Genomic DNA, 20,137 nt, shown 5'->3' on the forward strand with positions numbered 1-20,137 from the left:
AAACCCAAATTCCAAATTCCAATTTGAAAGTTGGGTTTTGGAATTTGGGTTTTGGAATTTGAACTTTTGGTACTTAGCGCTTTGCAGTTAAGGTTGATCCGACCGAAGCAATTACAACACAGACTATCGCCAGAATTTCATAAAAATTTAAATGCTCCTGCAGGAAAATATAAGCGCAGACTGCCGCAGCGGCAGGTTCCAGGCTCATTAAAATACTAAAGGTACGGGGAGGCAATTGTCCCAAAGCCTTCATTTCGAGCGTAAACGGAATTGCACTGGATAAAAGTGCCAGAGCAAAGCCCATCCCAAGGAATTTAGGAGTAAGATTTGCCAGTCCGTTTTCGTATAAACCAAACGGTAAAATCAAAATAGCTCCAAATAACATTCCTGTAGCAACTGCTTGTCCGTCATGCATAATTTTAGATACTTTTCCTCCCAGAATAATATAGGTAGCCCATAAAGCACCAGCTAAAAGAGCAAATATAACTCCTATTGGATCAATACTATCATTTGACCAGGGTGCTATCAAAACGATTCCGATTGCTGCCAATAGTACCCAGTAATAATCAAGCAGACGTTTTGAACCGATAATAGCCACTAGCAACGGACCAATAAATTCAAGTGTTACGGCCAAACCAATCGGGATTCTTTCAATAGCGGTATAAAAAACCAGATTCATGGCACCCAGAGTTAAACCATACGGGAGCACTATTTTCCATTGTTTTGGAGTGATTGCTTTTAAATTTGGTCTGTAGGCTAATAGTAAGAGGATAGCCGAGATTCCGATTCGCAAAGAAGCTGTTCCGGCAGCACCTATGGTTGGGAATAAAGTTTTGGCAATTGCCGCTCCACACTGAACGCTTATGATGGCTAAAAGCACCGCGTAAACAGGAGGGATATTGAATTTTTTGTTTTGCATGGAAATGTAGTGGAAGGGGGAAACTACCACTCAGAGCGGTAGCTTATGTTGTATACTAAGAGTTTAGTATTTTATTTTGGAATAGGGTATCGAATTATTCTAATGCCCGTTTGGTAACAAAAGCACGATAACCGATGACCGCCATCTGCCATTTTTTTGCTTTCGAAATGTCTAGTCCTTGTCTGGTAAAACTCGGTAATAGGATTTTGTTGAGTTTGGCTAAAATTTTATACATGAGCGGTAGATTTTTTGCAAAGATATAAAAAAAAGACTTTGCGGTTAAGCAAAGTCTTTGTTGTTGATTTTTAGGTATTTATTTGGTTTCTAAAGATGTCCCGAATTACGATTTTTTGCTCTCTTTCTCAAGCTTTTTCATTTCTTTCTCGTATCTCTTCATTTCTTTTTCATGTTTCTTCATATCGGCTTCATGCTGCTTCATGTCTATCTCATACTGCTTCATGTTGATTTCGTATTCTTTAGAGTCTTTACCATATTTTACCTGAATGTCCTGTGTATATTTGTCCATTTCGGCAGTAAATTTATCCATAGCAATCTCGAATTTTGCCATCTCCTTTTCGTAAACCGCTTCTTTTTGTGCCATCACAGTGTTTATCTGCTTTTCATAAGCTGCTATGCTAGGCTCGATAGATTTAATTTTCTTTTCATATTCAGCCATTTCTTTTTTAAACTTAGCCATTTCAGTTTTGCTGTTTGGATTTCCCGGAGGCATTGGTGGCATCGGTACATCCATCGAAGGAACTTGTGGCATCGATTCAACAAGGAATGCAGGGGGAGTTGGCGGAGTCGGTGGAGTTGGAGGCGTCAGGGATGAATGATCGCTGTCGCTATCGTTATCATCGCTTTCGTCGCTTACTGTAATCTGATTTCTACTTACATTTCTCTTGTCTGGAGCAGGAGCATCATCCGTGATTAACGCTACGCTTTTAGAGCCGTTGTTTTGGGTTGATACCATAATTCCACAGCCTTTAATAGGTTTGTTGCTTTCGATGTGGATGGTTTGCGTTTTTCCATTTTGTCTTTTTACATCTACTTTAATAGCAGTCAGCTCGTTTTCGCTGTTTCTTTTTACATCCGAAATAACAACATCAATATTGTGTTTTTGTTTTAGATCTTCTGTGATTTTTTTAAGTTCCTGATCGGTTGTGTTTTTCTGAATTTTAATAAGATCAATAGGATCCGTTTTCTCGGCAATTGCTTTAGGTTCTTTTGATTCTTTTTCCTGTGCAATTATTTCAATTTGGAATAAGAAGACAAAACCTATAAGTGCAGGAATTACGGCATAGTACTTCCAGTAGTTTCGTTTTTTTGATTGATTTTTGTTTAACATGACAATTCGTTTTTTGATTAATGATTGATAAAAATGATTGGTGATTGCAACACAACTTTCATGTGCTGTTATTTTTAAAAGCGTGTATTGATACGCTTTTTTGTCGGTTATTTTTTTAGAAGCTTCACTGTCAGCAATAAATTCAAGGTTTTGAAGGATTGCTTTTTTGTACAGCCACATAAAAGGATTGAACCAAAATAAGACACAAAAAACTCTTGAGATCAAAACATCTATAGTGTGGTTTTGATCGCTATGTACTTTTTCGTGTTCGATAATACTCTCTAATTCCGAAGGGGTGTACATTGATGAGTTGTACACGATATAATCAAAATAAGAGAAAGGAGCAATATTTTCGTTGATATCGACGAATTTGAAATCGGCCTGTTGCAGTACTTTTTTTCCTTTTAATACCGTATTCAGACTGTAAAAGTCAATCATAAATTTGATGACCAAAGCCAGAAAACCAAGAGCATAAATAGCGAGTACAACATAATTCCAATCGATCTCAAAGGCGTCTTTTTCTACAACCGGTGAAAGATAGGTTTTTGAGTTATCTAAGGCTGCGACAGTAGCGTGTGCTGTAACTGCCGTTGGAGCCTGAACAACAGGAGTGGGCTCGATCCATACAACCTTGGTATAAACCAAAAAAGGTAAAACGACTGAGGTAATGAGTCCGGCCAATAAAAACCATCGGCTGCTGTTAAAAAAAGTCTCCTTGCGCAGTAAAAAATAATACGCAACATAAAACAATACCAACAATCCGCTTGATTTTGCGATAAAAATGAAAATAGCTTCCATATACAAATTATATTACTTCTTTAGGAGTTTCGATCATGGTTAAGATTTCACGCAGTTCAGCTGCCGAAATTTTTTCTTCCTTGGCAAAAAAGGAAACCATACTTTTATAAGAGCTATTAAAATAATTGTCAATAGCGGTATTCATAAATCCTTTTCGATATTCTTCGATACTTACCATAGGGTAGTATTGATGTGTGTTCCCAAAAGCACTATGATTAACATAACCTTTTTCCTCCAGATTACGAACAATTGTAGATAAAGTGTTGTAATGTGGCTGATCTTCTGTAATCTCTGCCTGTATTTCTTTTACAAAAGCTTTTTTGAGCTTCCATAAAATTTGCATGATTTCCTCTTCTTTATTGGTTAGTTTTTGCATTTTAAGCTTTCTTAGTTATGCGTTTCGATATCGATTACACCATTAGATCCTTTTTCGCCATATTTGGCAGTTGCTTCACTTCCTTTGTAAACGCTCATTTTTTTAATGTATTTCGGTTTAAGGTCGTTAAGGTTATAATCAGCAGGCATTTCGACTCCATCAACGATGATAAGTTTAGGCTCTTTTGTATTAGCTTTACCTGAAGTTGAAATAATAATTTTGCCATCATTATTTGTCGTAGACACACTGGTTGTGCCATTATCATCTGTAACTACAGTAGTAGTGCTAGTATTTGTATGAGTATTGCCAGTAATTTTTGTGTCAGTACCAGAATTAGTGTTAACATCTTTAGTTTGTTTAAGGATTACTTTTTTACTTTTTACTTTTTTGGATTCTTTGTGACTTTCAGAATCATTATTTTCGTCAGCAGTCTGAATGCCAACTTTTTTGCTGCCATTCGTATCCGTTGTAACAATTAGCCCAAAATCTTTAATGGTTTGGTTCCCTGAAGTCTGAACAGATTGTGCTTGCTGTGTGCCATTTTTGACATCAATTTTAATTGATATTAATTCGTTATCGGCATTTCTTTTTATTTCGGAAGCTTTAAATTCAATGTTATGAATTGATTTCAATTTTTCTCTGATTTCCTTTAATTCAGCATCTGTAGTATTTTTTTTGATTTTGTAAACGTCTACTGATTCTGTTTTTCTAGAAATTACCTTTGCAGTTTGTTGTTTTTCTTTGGCAATTACTTCTATTTGAAATAATAATACAAATGCAGCCAATGCCGGAACTATTGCTCCAAATTTCCAGGAATTCCTTTTCTTTGATTGATTTTTGTTTAACATAATGATTCGTTTTTTGATTAATGATTGATAAAAATGATTGGTAATGGCAACACAATTTTCATGTGTTGTTATTTTTAAAAGTGTGTATTGATACGCTTTCTTATCAGAGATTTTTCGTGCAGCTTCACTATCGGCGATGAATTCCAGATTTTGAAGAATTGCTTTTTTATACAGCCACACAATAGGGTTGAACCAAAAGAGAACGCAAAATACTCTGGATAGTAAAACATCTATAGTGTGATTTTGTTCACTGTGCACCTTTTCGTGCTCGATAATACTTTCTAATTCTGAGGGCGTATACATTGATGAGTTGTAAACGATGTATTCAAAATAAGAGAAAGGCGCTATGCTTTCGTGGGTATCGATGAATTTAAAATCGGCCTGTTGCGTAACCTTTTTGTTTTTTAGAACAGTGTTCAGGCTATAAAAATCAACGGCAAATTTTAAAAGTAATCCCAGGAATCCAATGGCATAGACCCCAAGTACTACTAAATTCCAATTGATTGCGGAAGCTTCATCTTCAATAAGCTGTGGTTGGGAACCGGTAACGTAATTGAGATTGGATATTGGAGAAGCGTCTACCCAAACCGTTTTAGAATATACCAGAAAAGGCAAAACTACCGAGGTAACCAAACCAGCCAGCAAGAACCATCTGTTGCTGTTAAAAAAAGTTTCTTTGCGCAATAAAAAATAATAAGCACAGTAAAACAAGGTTAATAAACCAGCTGATTTTGCAATAAATAAGATAAGTGCTTCCATAAACAATTATTTTTCTTCTTTTGGATTTTCGATCATGTCTAAGATTTCACGTAATTCTGCCGCTGAAATTTTTTCTTCTTTGGCAAAAAAGGAAACCATATTTTTATACGAACTATTAAAATAGTTGTCGATTGCCGTATTCATATACTTTTTGCTGTACGCTTCTAAAGTAATAGTTGGATAATACTGATGTGTGTTTCCAAAAGCATTGTGCGCGACAAAACCTTTTTCTTCCAGATTACGTACTATCGTCGATAATGTATTGTAATGGGGTTGATCTTCGGTTATTTCTGCCTGAACTTCTTTTACGAAAGCCTTTTTAAGCTTCCATAAAATATGCATGATTTCCTCTTCCTTGTTCGTTAACTTTTGCATGTTTTCTAATTTTAAATCAAACCTACAACTATTTTTCTAGTTACGCAACTATAAAAGTAGTTATTTAACTAAAAAACACGTTCAAGATGATTTTTCGACTTGAAAAAGGATGGTAAATTTAATTATAATTTATTGAATTATAGTTGTTTATAGGTTGTTTTGGGAGTTTGTAATAAAAGGAGAAATTGTTGAAGAGGTACGGATCGATAAAAAATTTAAGAAATTTCTATAAAATAATAAACCCGACAGGTTTTTAAAACCTGTCGGGTTTGCTAAATGATAAACGATATAAGGAAAGAAAGATTTTAAGAAACCTTCTCTCTGACCAATGCTTTTTTTATCCAAAAGCAGCATAGAGTTGCAAAAACTCCAATAGAAGCCATGAAAAGCCAGTTGATTTGGTATCCGAAGCGGGAGATGATTTCGAAGCCTACTTTTGCACTCACAATATGTGCAAGACTAAAGCTCATGGTATAAAGTGCCATATAACGGCCTTCCTGTCCGCGTGGTGCCCGGCTTAGTGCAAAAGCATTAGAGAAAGGGAAGTTGAGAATTTCTCCAATCGAAAAAAGAATCATGCTTATTGCCAGAATCCATGCCCAAACATTAATCAATAATAAAAAGAAACTCAGGGCTATAATGGAAGATCCAAGTGTGATAATTTTTATTTTAGGAAAGCCTTTCCGCTCCATAAAAGCAACAGTTGGCATTTCCAAAGTAAAAATAAGCAATCCGTTTAGTGTCATTAATAGTCCTGTTTGAAACGCACTTAAACCAAATTTTTCATTGTGATACAGCGGTAAAGTGGTAAAAAGCTGGAAGAATATGATAGCCGTCGCGAAACACACAAACAAGAAAACCCAAAAGATTTTATCCTGAAAAACCGATTTTTTAACTTCGGTACTTTCGATTTTATCTTCGTGTATTACTTTTTTCTTCTCTTTAACCAGTAAGGCAAATATCGAAATGGCGATGACACATGATGCACCGTCTACCCAAAATAAGCCCGAATACCCCATACCCATAATAATCAAACCTCCTAATGCAGGTCCGGCCGCAAATCCTAAATTAACGGCTAAACGTACCAAACTAAGGGCGCGCGTTCGGTTTTCGGGTTTAGAATAGGCGCCAAGCGAAACATACATCGCCGGGCGAAACATATCGGCAATGGTCATTAAAGAAAATATTGCGATGCAAAGCGTCCAGAAATGTGTAACATATTGAACAAGGAAAAGGAAAACTCCACTCGTAAACAAACTAAAAATCATGATTCTGTAAAAACCTATTTTGTCTGTTAATTTTCCACCCAGCCAGGAGCCTAACATTGATCCGAAACCAAAAGCCACCATAATCCAGCCTACCTGATTGTACGTAAAATGTAAATCTTCTTTTAAGTACTTGGACAAAAATGGAAGTACCATGGTTCCGGCACGATTGATAAAAGTAATAATAGCAAGAATCCAAATTTCTCTGGAAAAACCTTTAAAATTATTGATGTAGCGGCTAAAAGCGGTCTTGAGCATTATAAATAAGTTATTTGCAACAAAGTTAGCAAACTTTGTACGGATGAGCGGTTGCTGCTTTGTTACTTTTAAACTATTTTTGCTCAAAATTTCTAAGATGAAAAATAGTGTTGTTTTTTTAGTGTTGTTAATGGTTAATTTTTGCTTGGGACAAAATAAATTTGATCAAAAAGAAAGCGAAAAATTTCAGAAGACCATAAATTCAGAATATGCTGATGCTAAGACAAGTCCGTTAATGGAAGAAGATTTGAAAACGTTTAAAAGTTTAGATTTTTATCCTATAAACGCAAAGTATTTTGTGACAGCAAAATTTGAAAAAGCAGAAAACGAAAAAGTTTTCGAAATGAAAACGACAGGAACAAGAACGCCGAAATACATCAAATACGGAACGTTGTATTTTACGATCGACGGGGTTGCGCTTAAATTGAATGTTTACAGAAATATCGAACTTTCGAAAACAAAAGAGTACAAAGACCATTTATTCCTGCCTTTCTCAGATTTAACCTCAGGCAAAGAAAGTTATATTGGAGGAAGATATATTGATTTGAAAATCCCGAAAGGAAATACAATTGCAGTCGATTTTAATCAGGCGTATAATCCGTATTGTGCTTACAATCACAAATATTCGTGTCCGTTAGTTCCTTTAGAAAACGATCTGAATGTAGCCATTAAAGCAGGAGTAAAAGCATTTCATTAATGGAATTCTTTAATTTTCATACCCATCAGTTTAAAAACCAATCCAATGTACTTGAGCTGGTGAATCAATATCCGCAGGAGTTTGATGCTTCGATACCGTTTTATTCTGTTGGAATTCATCCCTGGTACATAAAAGAGGATCAAATAGATGCTGAGCTGAAAATTATAGAAGAAAAATTGCAATCAAAAAATTGTCTGGCTATTGGTGAATGTGGTTTAGACAAGCGAATCGAAATTCCGTTAGAACAGCAAATTATCGTTTTTGAGAAACAGCTGGCTTTGGCCGAAAAGTATCAAAAACCCGTAGTGATACATTGTGTTGCCGCTTTTCAGGAAGTGATTCTCCTTAAAAAGAAAATGAAGATTTCCGTTCCGATGATTGTTCATGGTTTTTCTAAAAATGGTCAGATCGCGGCGCAGTTAATCAAGGAGGGGTTTTACATTTCGTTTGGAAAATATCTGTTGCGAAATCCGGATTTAAAAACAGTTTTTCAGACGGTTCCCAATGATCGCTTTTTTTTAGAAACCGATACCATTGACGAAAGTATAGAGCAGGTTTATGAATTGGCATCAACATACAAAAATATAACGCTTAAAGAATTACAGGATCATATTTTGGAAAATTTCAACAATGTTTTTCAGAAATAAACCTGAAACCTGAAACCTGAAACTTGAAACAAAAGAAACAATTAAAAACAAAAGAAAACATTATATATGGCAGAGTGGACAGAAAGAGCCGAGCTTTTATTTACTAAAGAAGGATTACAAAACTTACAAAACTCAAATGTTTTGGTGGTAGGTTTAGGAGGAGTTGGATCATTTGCAGCTGAATTTTTGGCAAGGGCAGGAGTAGGAAATATGACAATTGTAGATGGTGATGTTGTAGATATTACCAATATTAACAGGCAATTACCGGCTTTGCACTCAACGGTTGGTCAGCCAAAAATTACCATTGTTGGAGACCGTTTGATGGATATCAACCCGGAATTGAAATTAACCCGAGTACAGGAATTTTTATCTCCGGAAAGAGCTTTTGAAATTGTCTCTCCTGATTTTGATTATGTTTTGGATTGCATCGACAGTATCACCCCAAAATTAAACCTGATCATTGCTGCCAAACGCAAAAGAGTAAAAATCATCAGCAGTATGGGCGCAGGTGGAAAAATGCTGGCCTCTAAAGTAAAAGTGACCGATATTTCCAAAACAATAAACTGTTACTTTTCAAAAACTATCAGAAAGCGTTTAAAAGCAGAAAAAATAAACAAACTCAAAGTCGTTTTCTCTTCTGAAATTCAGGACGAAAAAAGTCTGAAATTAACAGACGGAAAAAACTTCAAAAAGTCATTCTACGGAACCAACAGTTACATGCCGGGCTTGTTTGGTTTACATGTTGCAGAAGCGGTGATCCGTCATTTGCTTAAGAAGGAGTAGGGAAGGTGCTAAGCTGCTAAGGTTCTGAGGTACTAAGTCTTTAATCGATAAGTCTCAGAAAAAAAACTCAGAACCTTAGCCCCTCAGTACCTCAGTACCTTTAAAAAAAACTTAGAACCTTAGCCTCTCAGAACCTTAGTAACTAAAAAGAAATGATAAAAACAGTAATTTTCGATATGGATGGTGTAATTGTAGACACTGAACCCGTACATCGTTATGCCTATTACAAACAATTCTCTGAACTAAATATAAACGTAACAGAAGAAATGTATACTTCGTTTACCGGATTTTCGACACGAAATACGTTTCAGACCTTAAAAGGACTTTTTCCTACGATTGAGCACGAAGTAGAAGATTTAATTCAGCGAAAAAGAAGCATTTTTAATGATGCTTTTGATACCAAAGAAGATTTGTATCTGTTAGAAGGTGTTGAGGATTTAATAAAAGATTTGTATGCAAACGGAATACAGCTCATTTTGGCTTCATCGGCTTCGAAAGTAACAATCGAACGTGTGTTTACGAGGTTTAATTTGCATCAGTATTTTACCGACATCGTAAGTGGTGAAGATTTTCCGCAATCCAAGCCAAATCCGGCTATTTTTGTGCACGCAGCTTCTCTATCCAAAGCTCCAAAAGAAAACTGTATCATCATCGAAGACAGTACAAACGGAGTAAAAGCGGCCAAAGGAGCAGGTGTTTTTTGTGTGGGTTATAACAGTCATCATTCAAAACTTCAGGATTTATCAGATGCCGATTTGATTATCAACCACTTTCACGAATTAAATGCGCAAAAAATATCGCAATTAAACGGTTGAATTAAGTTAAATTTAACATTTGTTCGCTAATTGAATTTGTAAATTTGAGGGAACAAAATAAACTAAGAAAATGAAAAAACTACTTATTGCATTGGCCATCGTTTTGGCTCCTTTTGCTTCAGAAGCACAAATAAAAACGCCACAGGCGAGTCCGAAAGGATACATCAAACAAACAGTTGGTCTGACTGATGTTGAAGTTACGTATTCAAGACCAGGTGCCAGAGGCAGAGCCGTATTTGGAAATTTAGTTCCGTTTGGAAAATTATGGAGAACCGGAGCTAACGAAAACACGATCATTAACTTTAGTGATGATGTAGTGATTGACGGAAAAACTTTGAAAAAAGGGAAATATGCAATTTATACCATTCCTAAAATCGAAAGCTGGGAAGTTATTTTTTACCTTTCTACTGATAACTGGGGATTACCTGAAAATTGGAGCGACTCTTACGTAGCTTTGAGAACTACGGTAAAAGAAGATGCATTGCCAACTCCTGTAGAGACTTTTACTATCGGAATTAATGGTTTAGATCCAAATTACGGTTATTTAGAAATGTCTTGGGAAAATTCTCATGTTGCATTAAAATTCGAAGTGCCAACTGCAAAAATCGCAACGGCAAGCATTGATAAAGTTTTAGGCGGACCAAGTTCAAACGATTATTTCTCAGCTGCTACTTATTTGTTTCAGGCTAACGGAAATATCGAAACAGCCAGAACTTATGTAGATAAATCATTAGATTTAAGCGCTGATAAACCTTACTATATCCTAAGATTAAAATCGCAAATTCAGGCGAAACAAGGAGATAAAAAAGGAGCTATAGAAACAGCAAAAGCTTCTCTGGCTGCTGCTGAAGTTGCTAAAAATCAAGATTACGTAAAATTGAATAAAGACAGTATCGCTGAGTGGAGCAGATAATAATTTATTAAATTCCAAAATTTAAAATTCCAAATTCCAATGTTTAATTGGAATTTGGAATTTTTTTTGAAAGTACGTCCCCTGATAAATAGAATTTGCATGAGTGGAATGGCATTAAAAGATAATTTTTTAAAAAAAAATAGACAGACTGGTCTGTTTTTGTAAAAAATGCATACATTTGTACTTTCAAACAAACTATATACATGCAACCCAAAGAACGAATTTTAGATAAAGCTTCTGTTTTGTTTCATACCCAGGGATATAATTCGACCGGGATAAATCAAATCATTGAAGAAGCGAAAGTAGCAAAGGCAAGCTTTTATCAGCATTTTAAATCAAAAGAAGATTTGGGTGTTGCCTTTTTAAACCAACGGCATGAGTATTGGTTTGATCAACTGGAAAGTTTTACTTTAGATAAAAAAGATACCAAGCTAAAGATTTTGGCTTCTTTTGACTTTTTGATCTTTATGAATCAGAAGGAAAATTTCAGAGGGTGCAGTTTTCTGAACCTGCTTTCGGAAATACCAGCAGACAATGTAAAAATGCTTGCTGTAATTCAAAATCATAAATCAGATTTGCAAAAGTATTTCAAAAGAGGCATTGACAATGAGCTTGTCGCAGCTCATGTTTATTTACTTTTTGAAAGTTGCATTATCGAAAGTCAGCTTTTTAAATCCAATCAGCTTATAGAACAATCCAAAAAAATAATTCAAACTTTAATTTTTTAGTTATGGAACAGAAGTTACCATTGCCGCCTTTCACTTACGAAACGGCTTTAGAAAAAATCCAATTGGCCGAAGATGCCTGGAACAGCCAGGATCCTGAGCGTGTTTCAAAAGCCTATACGGTTGACAGCGAATGGCGCAACAGAGATCAGTTTGTAAACGGCAGAGAAGCAATCGTTCAGTTTTTAACCCAAAAATGGGAAAAAGAAAGGCATTACAAACTTAAAAAAGAGTATTGGGCACATACCGAAAACAGAATTGCAGTGCGATTTGAATACGAATATCAGAATCCGGATGGAAATTGGTTCAGAGCATATGGAAATGAAAACTGGGAATTTGATGTCAATGGACTGATGCAGAAGCGATTTGCTAGTATAAATGATTTGCCAATTAAGGAAGAGGACAGGAAATTGAAATAATAGATAGCGTTAGTTTTAGTATTGACATATATACTTTGGCTTTACTTTGCACGCGGATTACACGGATTCGTTTCACGAAAACGCTGATTTGCGCAGATTTTTAAAAGGTTTACTCCTTTGGGGGTTTAGTTTTAATGTTGCCATTGCCATTGATACAGAGTTATATACTTTGTCTTTAAACGCTGATTGCGCGGATTCGTTTCACGAAAACGCGGATTTACGCGGATTTTTAAAAAAGGTTTACTCCTGTAGGGTTTTAGTTTTAATGTTGCCATTGCCATTGCTATTGCTATTGCTATTGCTACAGAGGTATATACTTTGGCTTTACACGCAGATTACGCAGGTTCGTTTCACGAAAACGCGGATTGACACGGATTTTTTTACTGGTGGCTCTCCATAAAAAATGGAATGAGCTCCGAAGGAGCGGAATATCTATAGCGCAATTATCCTCCACAACAAAAAAACTCCGGAGGAGTGTCATAATTTATAAAAGGAGAATGTCGGTTAAAATTCTAAAAAAAAGAGATCTGCGAAAATCCGCGTTTTCGTGAAACGAATCCGCAAAATCCGCGTAGGATATCCACAACATTTTTGGTACAACACCGCTTCAATTAATTTAAACTTGGCGGCTCCGGGATTTTGATGCTTTTTTTGATTTTTTTGACAATCAGCAAGTAAAAAGTAATTCCGCCCAGAATAATCAGTAAGGCGATCTGAAGCTGCCCAAGGCTATTATTTTTACTGTACATGGCGTTTGCACCTGCAAGTTTTGCCTTTCCTTCCTGAATCTGAATTTGCGACAGGGCTTCGAGAGTTTTTAGTGCCTGATCACTCGAAACGGCAATTTTGTTCCAGTTTTTGTTCGCAACCTGATTGTTTATTTCTTTGCAGGAACTTAAAAAAGCATCAAAATATTGTTTTTCGGTATTGGTTAAAACCGTTTTGGCATACAAATCATCAATCGTGTGAATGACATTTAGAGTCTGAATAATCTCGTCTTTTTTGATCGTATCGCTCAAATCCAGTTTTTCGGCTTCTGCTTTTATAAAATGCAGCTCTTTAGAATATTGAAAAATGTAATGTGCCACAACCAAACGGTCCTTGTAAATGGCGTTAATATTTGCATTTACATTTTTTGAATTTTGAAGTGTATTGAAATTCCCCAGTAGAATCAGAAGCATTACAATCAATAAAATAAAGGCAGCTTTGGTTTTATTGCTGTATTTTTTAAGGTCTTTCATAGTGCTTATTTAAGGGGTAACTTTTTCAAAGATAGAGAATTTGTAAAGAATTCCCAGTCTTTTAAAAACTCAAATGTAAGACCGTATATTTAAATTTGATGGCTTGTTTTTTTGTAGCTATTCCTGCTGTCCGCTGTATCTTTTGTGCCGAACCCCGGCACAAAAGGATGCCGCTCCATCAGGGCTAAGTCATCCCGATCCAAAAAAAATTATGTTTGGATAAACTAATCTTTATCCAAACATAATTTTTTTAATACTTATTTCTTTTGCTTCAACTGAAACACATTTCCTTCAGGATCTTCTCCATCGCAGAGCCAGTAATCGTAAGTATCAAAAGTATTGACTTCGCGCATTATTACATCTTGATCCAAAAATACTTGTCTCAGCGCATGAATGTCTTCATCAATTTCAAAAACGATTTTGGTATTATTGTCAAATTTATAACCGGATTTAATTTGAGCCAAATAAGGAGCGCCAATTTTATGAAGTCCGATTTTAGCGTTACCTGCATTCAAAAGCACCCATTCGGCTTCGTATTCTTCCAGTATTTCAAAACCAAAAATGGTAGTGTAAAAAGATTTTAATCGGTTTACATCCTGAACAAATAGGACAATGGTATCTAAATTCAGTTTCATTTTTTTGGGTTTTAAATTAAACTATTCCAAAACTACCTCCTCAGCATCGGGCTCGTTTCTAAAAAAGGCAAACTGCATGAAGAGTGCGAGGACAATGGTTAAAATGGCTCCGATAAAATTCAGCCACAAATACCCCAGTTTTTCCTGACCGCTTGGGTAAATAGCAATCATAAAATAATAGATGATAAATATGGTAATCTGACTGATAATAGCACTGAAAAACATGGCTTTAGCCTTTACACGGCGCAGGTAAAAACCAACGAGGAAGATTCCCAAAACCGTTCCGTAGAAAATAGATCCGATAATATTAACCAACTGAATTAAGTTTTCGAACAAGGTTCCTACACAGGCAAAGAGTATTGCTACGATTCCCCAGAATAAGGTGAAAAACTTAGTCGCATTCAGATAATGTTTTTCAGACTTTTCGGTCTTCAGATTTCGTTTGTAAATATCGATAGCTGTTGTAGAGGCTAAGGCATTCAATCCGGAAGCTGTTGAAGACATAGCGGCCGAAAGAATTACAGCCAGTAACAAACCAATAAGCCCTTTTGGCAAATAATGCAATATAAAGTGGAAAAAGACATAATCTTTGTCGTTGGTTTCGCTATTGCTGTCTGCTTTTGAAATGATCTCTTTGGCACGGTCACGCAGGTCTTTTTCTTTATTCGATAAAGTTACCAGTTCTTTTCGCAAAATCGGATTGTCGAAATCCTGATTCAACTGGTCGATGTACAACAGATTAATCACTTTTTTATCTTCCGAAAGATTACTTAGTTTTTTCTCCAGAGCGTGATATTCCTCTTTATAAGCTGACTTTTCAATCACAATTTTATTATTGGGATTGAAATTTAAAGGAACAGGATTGAATTGAAAAAAGACAAAAACCATCACTCCTGTTAACAGGATGAAGAATTGCATAGGTACTTTTAAAAGTCCGTTCATGATAAGTCCCATTTGACTTTCGCGAACTGATTTTCCGGATAAGTAACGTCCCACTTGTGACTGATCGGTTCCGAAATAGGCAAGCGCAAGGAAAAAACCACCGGTAATTCCACTCCAAAAAGTATATTTTTCCTCGGGATTAAAGGAGAAATCTACAATATTCATTTTGTCATTGGCACCGGCAATATGCAGGGCACTTGTAAAAGTCATATCGTTTGGCAGGTAGTGCAGAATTAAGAAAAAAGTAATAAACATTCCCGACATGATCACAAACATTTGTTGTTTCTGCGTTACATTTACTGCTTTTGTTCCTCCTGAGAAGGTATAGATAATAACCAGCAAACCAATCACGATGTTCATTACCGTTAAATTCCATCCCAAAAGAGCCGAAAGGATAATCGCCGGAGCGTAAATGGTTAATCCGGTTCCTAAACCTCGCTGTACCAAAAATAAGATCGCAGCTAAAGAACGGGTTTTTAAATCGAAGCGTTTTTCCAGAAATTCGTAAGCTGTATATACTTTGTTTTTATGGTACAAGGGGATAAAAGTCACACAAATCACAATCATGGCAATCGGCAATCCGAAATAGAATTGTATAAAACCCATTCCGTCATGATAAGCCTGTCCGGGAGTTGACAAAAAAGTAATGGCACTGGCCTGAGTAGCCATAACCGAAAGACCAACAGTATACCATGGAGTTTCATTGTTTCCGAGAATAAAATCCTCGACGTTTTTACTTCCTTTGGTTTTCCAAGAGCCGTACCCAACAATAAATAAAAGAGTAACAATCAGTACGATCCAATCAAATAGTTGCATAGGTTATGAGTATAATTTCATGATTAAGAAAAAAATCAGAATGTAAATGGCATTGGCCACCAAAACGTAGGTGTAGCTTTTTTTCCATTTTTTTATTTTTTTAGCTTCCATAATTGGGAATGTTTTATTTTTTTAATTCTTGTTTAGGAGCTTCTATGGGCTGTTTTAATGAAATCATATTCGATAGCAGTCGATAAGCACCGGCAACACCTTCGGGCAATTCTCTAAAGAAGCTTAGACCGGTGTAAATATAGTATCCTTTTCCGTAGGGAGCTACCAATAAAGCACCATTTTTAGCCGATTCGCCTTTATCGTGCGAAGAGAGAATAGGAGTGAAGGCAGGATCATACTGATCCGGATAATACAAACCTTGTTCTTGTTTCCAGCCTTCAAAATCTTTAGTACTGATTTTGTTTGGCGTATTTAAAATGGGATGATTGGGCGCCAGAAAAGTAATTTTAGCATTTTCTTCTGTAACACGATCGTTGGATATTTTTAACGGATAAGGTGCAATCTGATCGGTAACGGTCTGGCCATACGTATTGTACTGTACGATCATGTTTTTACCGCTTTTTACAAAATTAAAAAGGATGTTTTGTTTGTGTGCCAGAGCATTTACGGTATTGTAAGCACGTACGCCGGTCATCACCACGTTGAAGGAATCCAGTTTTTCAGGTGTGATTTCTTCCGGTTTAATGACTGTAACTTTGTACCCCATTTGTGCTAAACTTTCCGGCACTTCGTCGCCGGCACCCATGATGTAGGCGATGGAGTCACCATTTGTTTTTAACTCAATTCGAATACATTTTGACTCCGCAGGTTTTAAGACCATCTGTTTGGTAATATGACTGTAATCAATAATAGTCTGGTCTTTATCAAAACGTTTGTTGTCGACAATAGCGATGCTTTTCGCAACCGCTTCTTCCGGATTTACAGGAGGTGTAACTTCAAAATAAAAGATCTGCTCGTTTCCTTTTTTCTCCAGGGTGAAAGGAATTTCTTTTGGAGAAACGCTCCAGCTTTTTGGTAATTCCAATTGTAAATTTCCTTTGATGCCGTCTTTTCCGGCACGTACTTTCACCGGAACCAGTTTGCTTTGTGTGCTTCCAAAAATTAAAACTTTTTCGAGAATTGAAGTCGTAACTTCGGGAACGATGTCCAGAAAATTATACATTTCACCTTTTACGCCGTCGTTATATTTGTAAATGACAGTGCGTTCAAACGGAATTTCTACTCCATTTATTTTAACATTAAAAACAACTTTTACCTGTCTGATAATATCGGGAATCCCAATGTTTTCCTGATTGGAAACGGTATACATTCCCTCAGTTGCTTTTTCTTTTAGCCAATAAGGCTGCGTATATTCCAGTGTAGTGGGAAGCTGAAGGGCCAAACTTATTTTTTGATCCTTATTGTTTTTCAGCAGTAGGTTTTGCGCGGTGTTTTTTTGATCCGGCAGCGAAGTCACGCTGCTCAGCTGCATTTCAATCGAAGATCGGTTAATGGCTTCCAGAGTTACTTTTATGGTGTTTCCGGGTGTTGCCTCCTGTTCGATGGCGGCAGCTTCGAGATACAATCCGGTGCAGGAAGCGATAATGTTTTTAAGGGCAGCCGATTTTACGGTTTTCCAATGATCGTCTTCCAAGGCCTCAATCATGGCATAAGCTTTAACCAGATCCGGAATACTGGCCGATGGATTGCTGAAATCGTATTTAGCGATAATGGAAGAAATCAGATCTCCAACAGGTTTACCATTTTTAACGCGATTCCACGAAGTATCAATTCCCTCAAATAAATTAGCTTCTGTAGGACGATCTCCGTTAATAAGCTCTAAGAATTCTGTTTCGTCCCCACGGGCTCCGGTACTTCCGAAACCTTGTGATTGGTGACGGCTGCGGCTTAAAGCAGCTATTTCCTGATTTGATTTTCCAATTCCCGGATAATAAACGCCGGTTTCCAATTGAACAAAGTTTGATTTATTGGCTGCGTTAAATCGCTCCTGGCTTCCGTAAAACCACCAGGATGTATTAAAAAACTGGCGTTTAACCTGCCACGGTTTTACATATTTTAATTGTTCCGGATATATTTTCGGATCGTTTGTGAGCTTAAAACTCTCCACACTTAACATCGCCGAGGAGGTGTGATGCCCGTGTGTGGTACCCGGTGAGCGATGATCAAATCGGTTGATGATCACATCGGGTTGAAATTTTCGGATCGTCCACACCATATCCGCTAGTACTTTGTCTTTATTCCAGATTTCTAAAGTTTCATCAGGGGTTTTAGAGTACCCAAAATCATTTGCACGGGAGAAAAACTGCTCACCACCATCAATTTTTCGGGCTTCAATTAACTCCTGAGTTCTTATCACTCCTAATAATTCACGCAATTGCGGTCCAATTAAATTTTGCCCTCCATCGCCACGTGTCAAAGACAGATACCCTGTTCGGGCGTTTACTTCGTTGGCCATATAGGAAATTAAACGGGTGTTTTCGTCATCCGGATGTGCTGCAATGTACAATACGGACCCCAAAAAGTTTAATTTTTTAATTTGATTGTAAATTTCGACAGAACTTGGTTTTTGTGGTTGTTGTGCAAAAGATAGCGTAGTACCTAATAAAAAAAGAAGAAGAACTTGTATCTGAATTTTTCGCATAGTGTGGTTAGGTGTTTTTTGATAGAAGTTCAAAAATACTAATTAAATTATTGTACAGTATTTAAATGAAATGTTAATGTTTGGTTATTGATTTCCTTTTTTAAGAAAATTAACTCCAAAAAAAAGCTGCCAGATTTAATCTGACAGCTTTAAAGAAAATTGATCTAACACCTTAGATCATGTGGTATTTCTTAGGATTACAGCACTTATTTCAACTTGTTTTCTGTGTCTTTATAGTTTCCTGTAATGGTGACATTACTGTTCTTCGTTACTTTTCCATAAATCGTAATAGAAGAGTTGTTTCCTGTGAAATGGATTTTCGCACCACTATTTAATCTTAAATCTCCCCAAATCACTACAGTACCTTCAATTTGTAATACGGCGTTACTGTTAATGATAAATTCTGTTGGGTTAGACTGTTGGTATTTCCCCTGAGACAGCGTTCCGCTCATATTAAAAGTTCCTCCGCTATTTAAAGTCAGACTATTTTGAATGGTAAGCGAACCACAATGTGTTAATACTGCTCCCGAATTAACAATAGCAGTGTTAATGGCTGTAGCACCCGAATAAGATTTCACTTCATTTGAATTTAAAATCAGGTTTTGTCCCTGATTGTAAGTTCCGTATCCGGTACATCCGGCGAAAGTTGTATTTGGTTTTTCCATCTTGATGATTTTCAAACCACCTTTTCCGCTCGCCACATAAATAAAATCACCGCTGGATTTTACATAGTTAGACGAACCTAAGATATCAACGGTTCCCAGTAAACTTAGTTGTGAACCTGTTTTGTATACATTTAAACCTGCAGCACCATTGGCTACAAAGGCATATCCGTCATTTACAGATACGGCATTGGTTACATTTTCTTCACCGGCAGTTGCAAGTGAGATGGTTTGCAGTTTAGAACCGCTATTAAGGTCGTAAACACCTAAACCGTTATATCCTTCTGATACTAATAATTTGGTACCATCAAAATCCATTGTTCTTTTTGAAGCTTTTACATCTGTTGTGGTTGTAAAGCTTTTTAGCAGATTAAGGGTAGATTCATTGTAAATATTTACTCCTTTTGTACCACTCAAAGTCACAACTTTATCTCCGCTGATCGCTACAGAACGTAAATCTTCTATTGCAACTTTGCCTGAAACAACTTTGGAAGTCGTATTGATTTTAAATAAATTTCCCTGATCTCCGGTTACGGCAAAATAAGAGCCTGAATTTGAAGCAATGTCAGTAGTTACTTGACCTTCAAGATTAGTTATGGTATATTTATCAGTCAGCATACCTGAATTTAACGTCATGTTAATTACAACCGCTGGACTTGTTAGTGTCGGATTTTTATCAACATCTGCCGCAGCGCCAATAATTAAACTGCCATTGGAATAGCTTAATGATGTAATATCAGTGTTTGCGATCAATGCAGACGTAATCAGTTTTGGTTTGTACGGATCAGAGACATCGATAACATCAATAGCTCCCGAATAGGCTTCACCACTCATGGTGTAAGCAACATATGCATAGTTTCCGTTTACCGCAACATGATTGGCCTGTAACGTTCTTCCGTTGTTATCTTTTGGTGGATTGATCTCGGCAATTTGTACTAATGGTAAATCAGTCGCAGAAGATGGATTGCTTTTTGAAAATTTAGCTGTTGATGCAGATGAACCAGTGATGGAGATTACTCCCGAATTGGTATAATCAAGTCTCTTGCTTAAAGCGGCAACATCGCTATTGATTTCGATGTTGTTATTTTTAGCCTGATCATTCGTAGCGGAGTCTTCGTGATTGGTACAAAATGTCAAAAGGGACAACGCTAATAATGAAAATAAATAAACTCTCTTCTTCATAAACTCTGTTTTTTAGTTTAAATTTCGTGCAAAATTACGATTTTTTAATACATTTTTAAAA

The 20,137-nt window shown here is 36.4% G+C and carries 19 protein-coding genes; 7 read left to right on the top strand and 12 right to left on the bottom strand.

Features of this window, described 5'->3' with window-relative positions; translation table 11 throughout:
- Nucleotides 1-73: 73 nt before the first annotated feature.
- The 7 genes from OLM61_RS17035 to OLM61_RS17065 form a co-directional block, all read right to left on the bottom strand.
- Complete coding sequence (locus OLM61_RS17035; RefSeq protein WP_264523804.1) at nucleotides 74-919, bottom strand: EamA family transporter; 846 nt, start codon at nucleotides 917-919, stop codon at nucleotides 74-76.
- A 94-nt stretch (nucleotides 920-1,013) separates the two neighbouring features.
- A complete protein-coding gene (locus OLM61_RS17040) occupies nucleotides 1,014-1,154 on the bottom strand; it encodes an SsrA-binding protein (RefSeq protein ID WP_264523805.1) in 141 nt (46 codons plus the stop codon).
- 105 nt (nucleotides 1,155-1,259) lie between these two features.
- The gene (locus tag OLM61_RS17045) at nucleotides 1,260-3,065 is read right to left on the bottom strand and encodes a M56 family metallopeptidase (protein ID WP_264523806.1); all 1,806 of its coding nucleotides are present in this window, start codon (nucleotides 3,063-3,065) and stop codon (nucleotides 1,260-1,262) included.
- A 7-nt stretch (nucleotides 3,066-3,072) separates the two neighbouring features.
- Nucleotides 3,073-3,441: a BlaI/MecI/CopY family transcriptional regulator gene (locus OLM61_RS17050; RefSeq protein WP_264523807.1), complete on the bottom strand. Its 369-nt coding sequence runs from the start codon at nucleotides 3,439-3,441 to the stop codon at nucleotides 3,073-3,075.
- A gap of 11 nt (nucleotides 3,442-3,452) precedes the next feature.
- Nucleotides 3,453-5,048 carry a M56 family metallopeptidase gene (locus OLM61_RS17055; RefSeq protein WP_264523808.1) on the bottom strand — a complete coding sequence of 532 codons (1,596 nt, stop codon included), beginning with the start codon at nucleotides 5,046-5,048 and terminating at the stop codon, nucleotides 3,453-3,455.
- 6 nt (nucleotides 5,049-5,054) lie between these two features.
- Nucleotides 5,055-5,423 (bottom strand): BlaI/MecI/CopY family transcriptional regulator, encoded by a 369-nt coding sequence (locus OLM61_RS17060; RefSeq protein ID WP_264523809.1) that lies wholly within the window; start codon nucleotides 5,421-5,423, stop codon nucleotides 5,055-5,057.
- 305 nt (nucleotides 5,424-5,728) lie between these two features.
- Nucleotides 5,729-6,946 (bottom strand): MDR family MFS transporter, encoded by a 1,218-nt coding sequence (locus tag OLM61_RS17065; RefSeq protein WP_264523810.1) that lies wholly within the window; start codon nucleotides 6,944-6,946, stop codon nucleotides 5,729-5,731.
- A gap of 97 nt (nucleotides 6,947-7,043) precedes the next feature.
- On the opposite strand from OLM61_RS17065, the gene OLM61_RS17070 reads away from it, so the two are divergent.
- The 7 genes from OLM61_RS17070 (at nucleotide 7,044) to OLM61_RS17100 (ending at nucleotide 11,945) form a co-directional block, all read left to right on the top strand.
- Complete coding sequence (locus OLM61_RS17070) at nucleotides 7,044-7,643, top strand: DUF1684 domain-containing protein (protein ID WP_264523811.1); 600 nt, start codon at nucleotides 7,044-7,046, stop codon at nucleotides 7,641-7,643.
- Nucleotides 7,643-8,290 (top strand): TatD family hydrolase, encoded by a 648-nt coding sequence (locus OLM61_RS17075; RefSeq protein ID WP_264523812.1) that lies wholly within the window; start codon nucleotides 7,643-7,645, stop codon nucleotides 8,288-8,290. Before OLM61_RS17070 ends, OLM61_RS17075 begins: the two co-directional genes overlap by 1 nt.
- Nucleotides 8,291-8,356: 66 nt before the next feature.
- Nucleotides 8,357-9,073, top strand: coding sequence for a tRNA threonylcarbamoyladenosine dehydratase (locus OLM61_RS17080; protein ID WP_264523813.1), 717 nt, complete (start codon nucleotides 8,357-8,359; stop codon nucleotides 9,071-9,073).
- A gap of 152 nt (nucleotides 9,074-9,225) precedes the next feature.
- Nucleotides 9,226-9,888: an HAD family hydrolase gene (locus tag OLM61_RS17085; protein ID WP_264523814.1), complete on the top strand. Its 663-nt coding sequence runs from the start codon at nucleotides 9,226-9,228 to the stop codon at nucleotides 9,886-9,888.
- Nucleotides 9,889-9,958: 70 nt separating this feature from the next.
- Entirely contained in the window at nucleotides 9,959-10,801 is an 843-nt protein-coding gene (locus tag OLM61_RS17090) for a DUF2911 domain-containing protein (protein ID WP_264523815.1), read from the top strand.
- Nucleotides 10,802-11,004: 203 nt separating this feature from the next.
- On the top strand, nucleotides 11,005-11,529 hold the full coding sequence (locus tag OLM61_RS17095; protein ID WP_264523816.1) for a TetR/AcrR family transcriptional regulator: 525 nt from the start codon (nucleotides 11,005-11,007) through the stop codon (nucleotides 11,527-11,529).
- Nucleotides 11,530-11,531: 2 nt separating this feature from the next.
- Nucleotides 11,532-11,945 carry a nuclear transport factor 2 family protein gene (locus OLM61_RS17100; protein ID WP_264523817.1) on the top strand — a complete coding sequence of 138 codons (414 nt, stop codon included), beginning with the start codon at nucleotides 11,532-11,534 and terminating at the stop codon, nucleotides 11,943-11,945.
- A gap of 611 nt (nucleotides 11,946-12,556) precedes the next feature.
- Here OLM61_RS17100 and OLM61_RS17105 read toward each other — a convergent pair.
- From OLM61_RS17105 to OLM61_RS17125, 5 genes are all read right to left on the bottom strand, one after another.
- Nucleotides 12,557-13,186, bottom strand: a complete 630-nt coding sequence (locus OLM61_RS17105; protein WP_264523818.1) for an MCP four helix bundle domain-containing protein — start codon at nucleotides 13,184-13,186, stop codon at nucleotides 12,557-12,559.
- Between the two features lie 257 nt (nucleotides 13,187-13,443).
- Nucleotides 13,444-13,821, bottom strand: coding sequence for a VOC family protein (locus OLM61_RS17110; RefSeq protein WP_264523819.1), 378 nt, complete (start codon nucleotides 13,819-13,821; stop codon nucleotides 13,444-13,446).
- A gap of 21 nt (nucleotides 13,822-13,842) precedes the next feature.
- Nucleotides 13,843-15,579 (bottom strand): sodium:solute symporter, encoded by a 1,737-nt coding sequence (locus tag OLM61_RS17115; protein WP_264523820.1) that lies wholly within the window; start codon nucleotides 15,577-15,579, stop codon nucleotides 13,843-13,845.
- A gap of 124 nt (nucleotides 15,580-15,703) precedes the next feature.
- Nucleotides 15,704-18,232, bottom strand: coding sequence for a PIG-L family deacetylase (locus OLM61_RS17120; RefSeq protein WP_264523821.1), 2,529 nt, complete (start codon nucleotides 18,230-18,232; stop codon nucleotides 15,704-15,706).
- Nucleotides 18,233-18,438: 206 nt separating this feature from the next.
- Nucleotides 18,439-20,076, bottom strand: coding sequence for a hypothetical protein (locus tag OLM61_RS17125; protein ID WP_264523822.1), 1,638 nt, complete (start codon nucleotides 20,074-20,076; stop codon nucleotides 18,439-18,441).
- Nucleotides 20,077-20,137: the final 61 nt, after the last annotated feature.

The organism is Flavobacterium sp. N502536, from assembly GCF_025947345.1.
In the GTDB taxonomy this organism is placed as follows: Bacteria; Bacteroidota; Bacteroidia; order Flavobacteriales; family Flavobacteriaceae; genus Flavobacterium.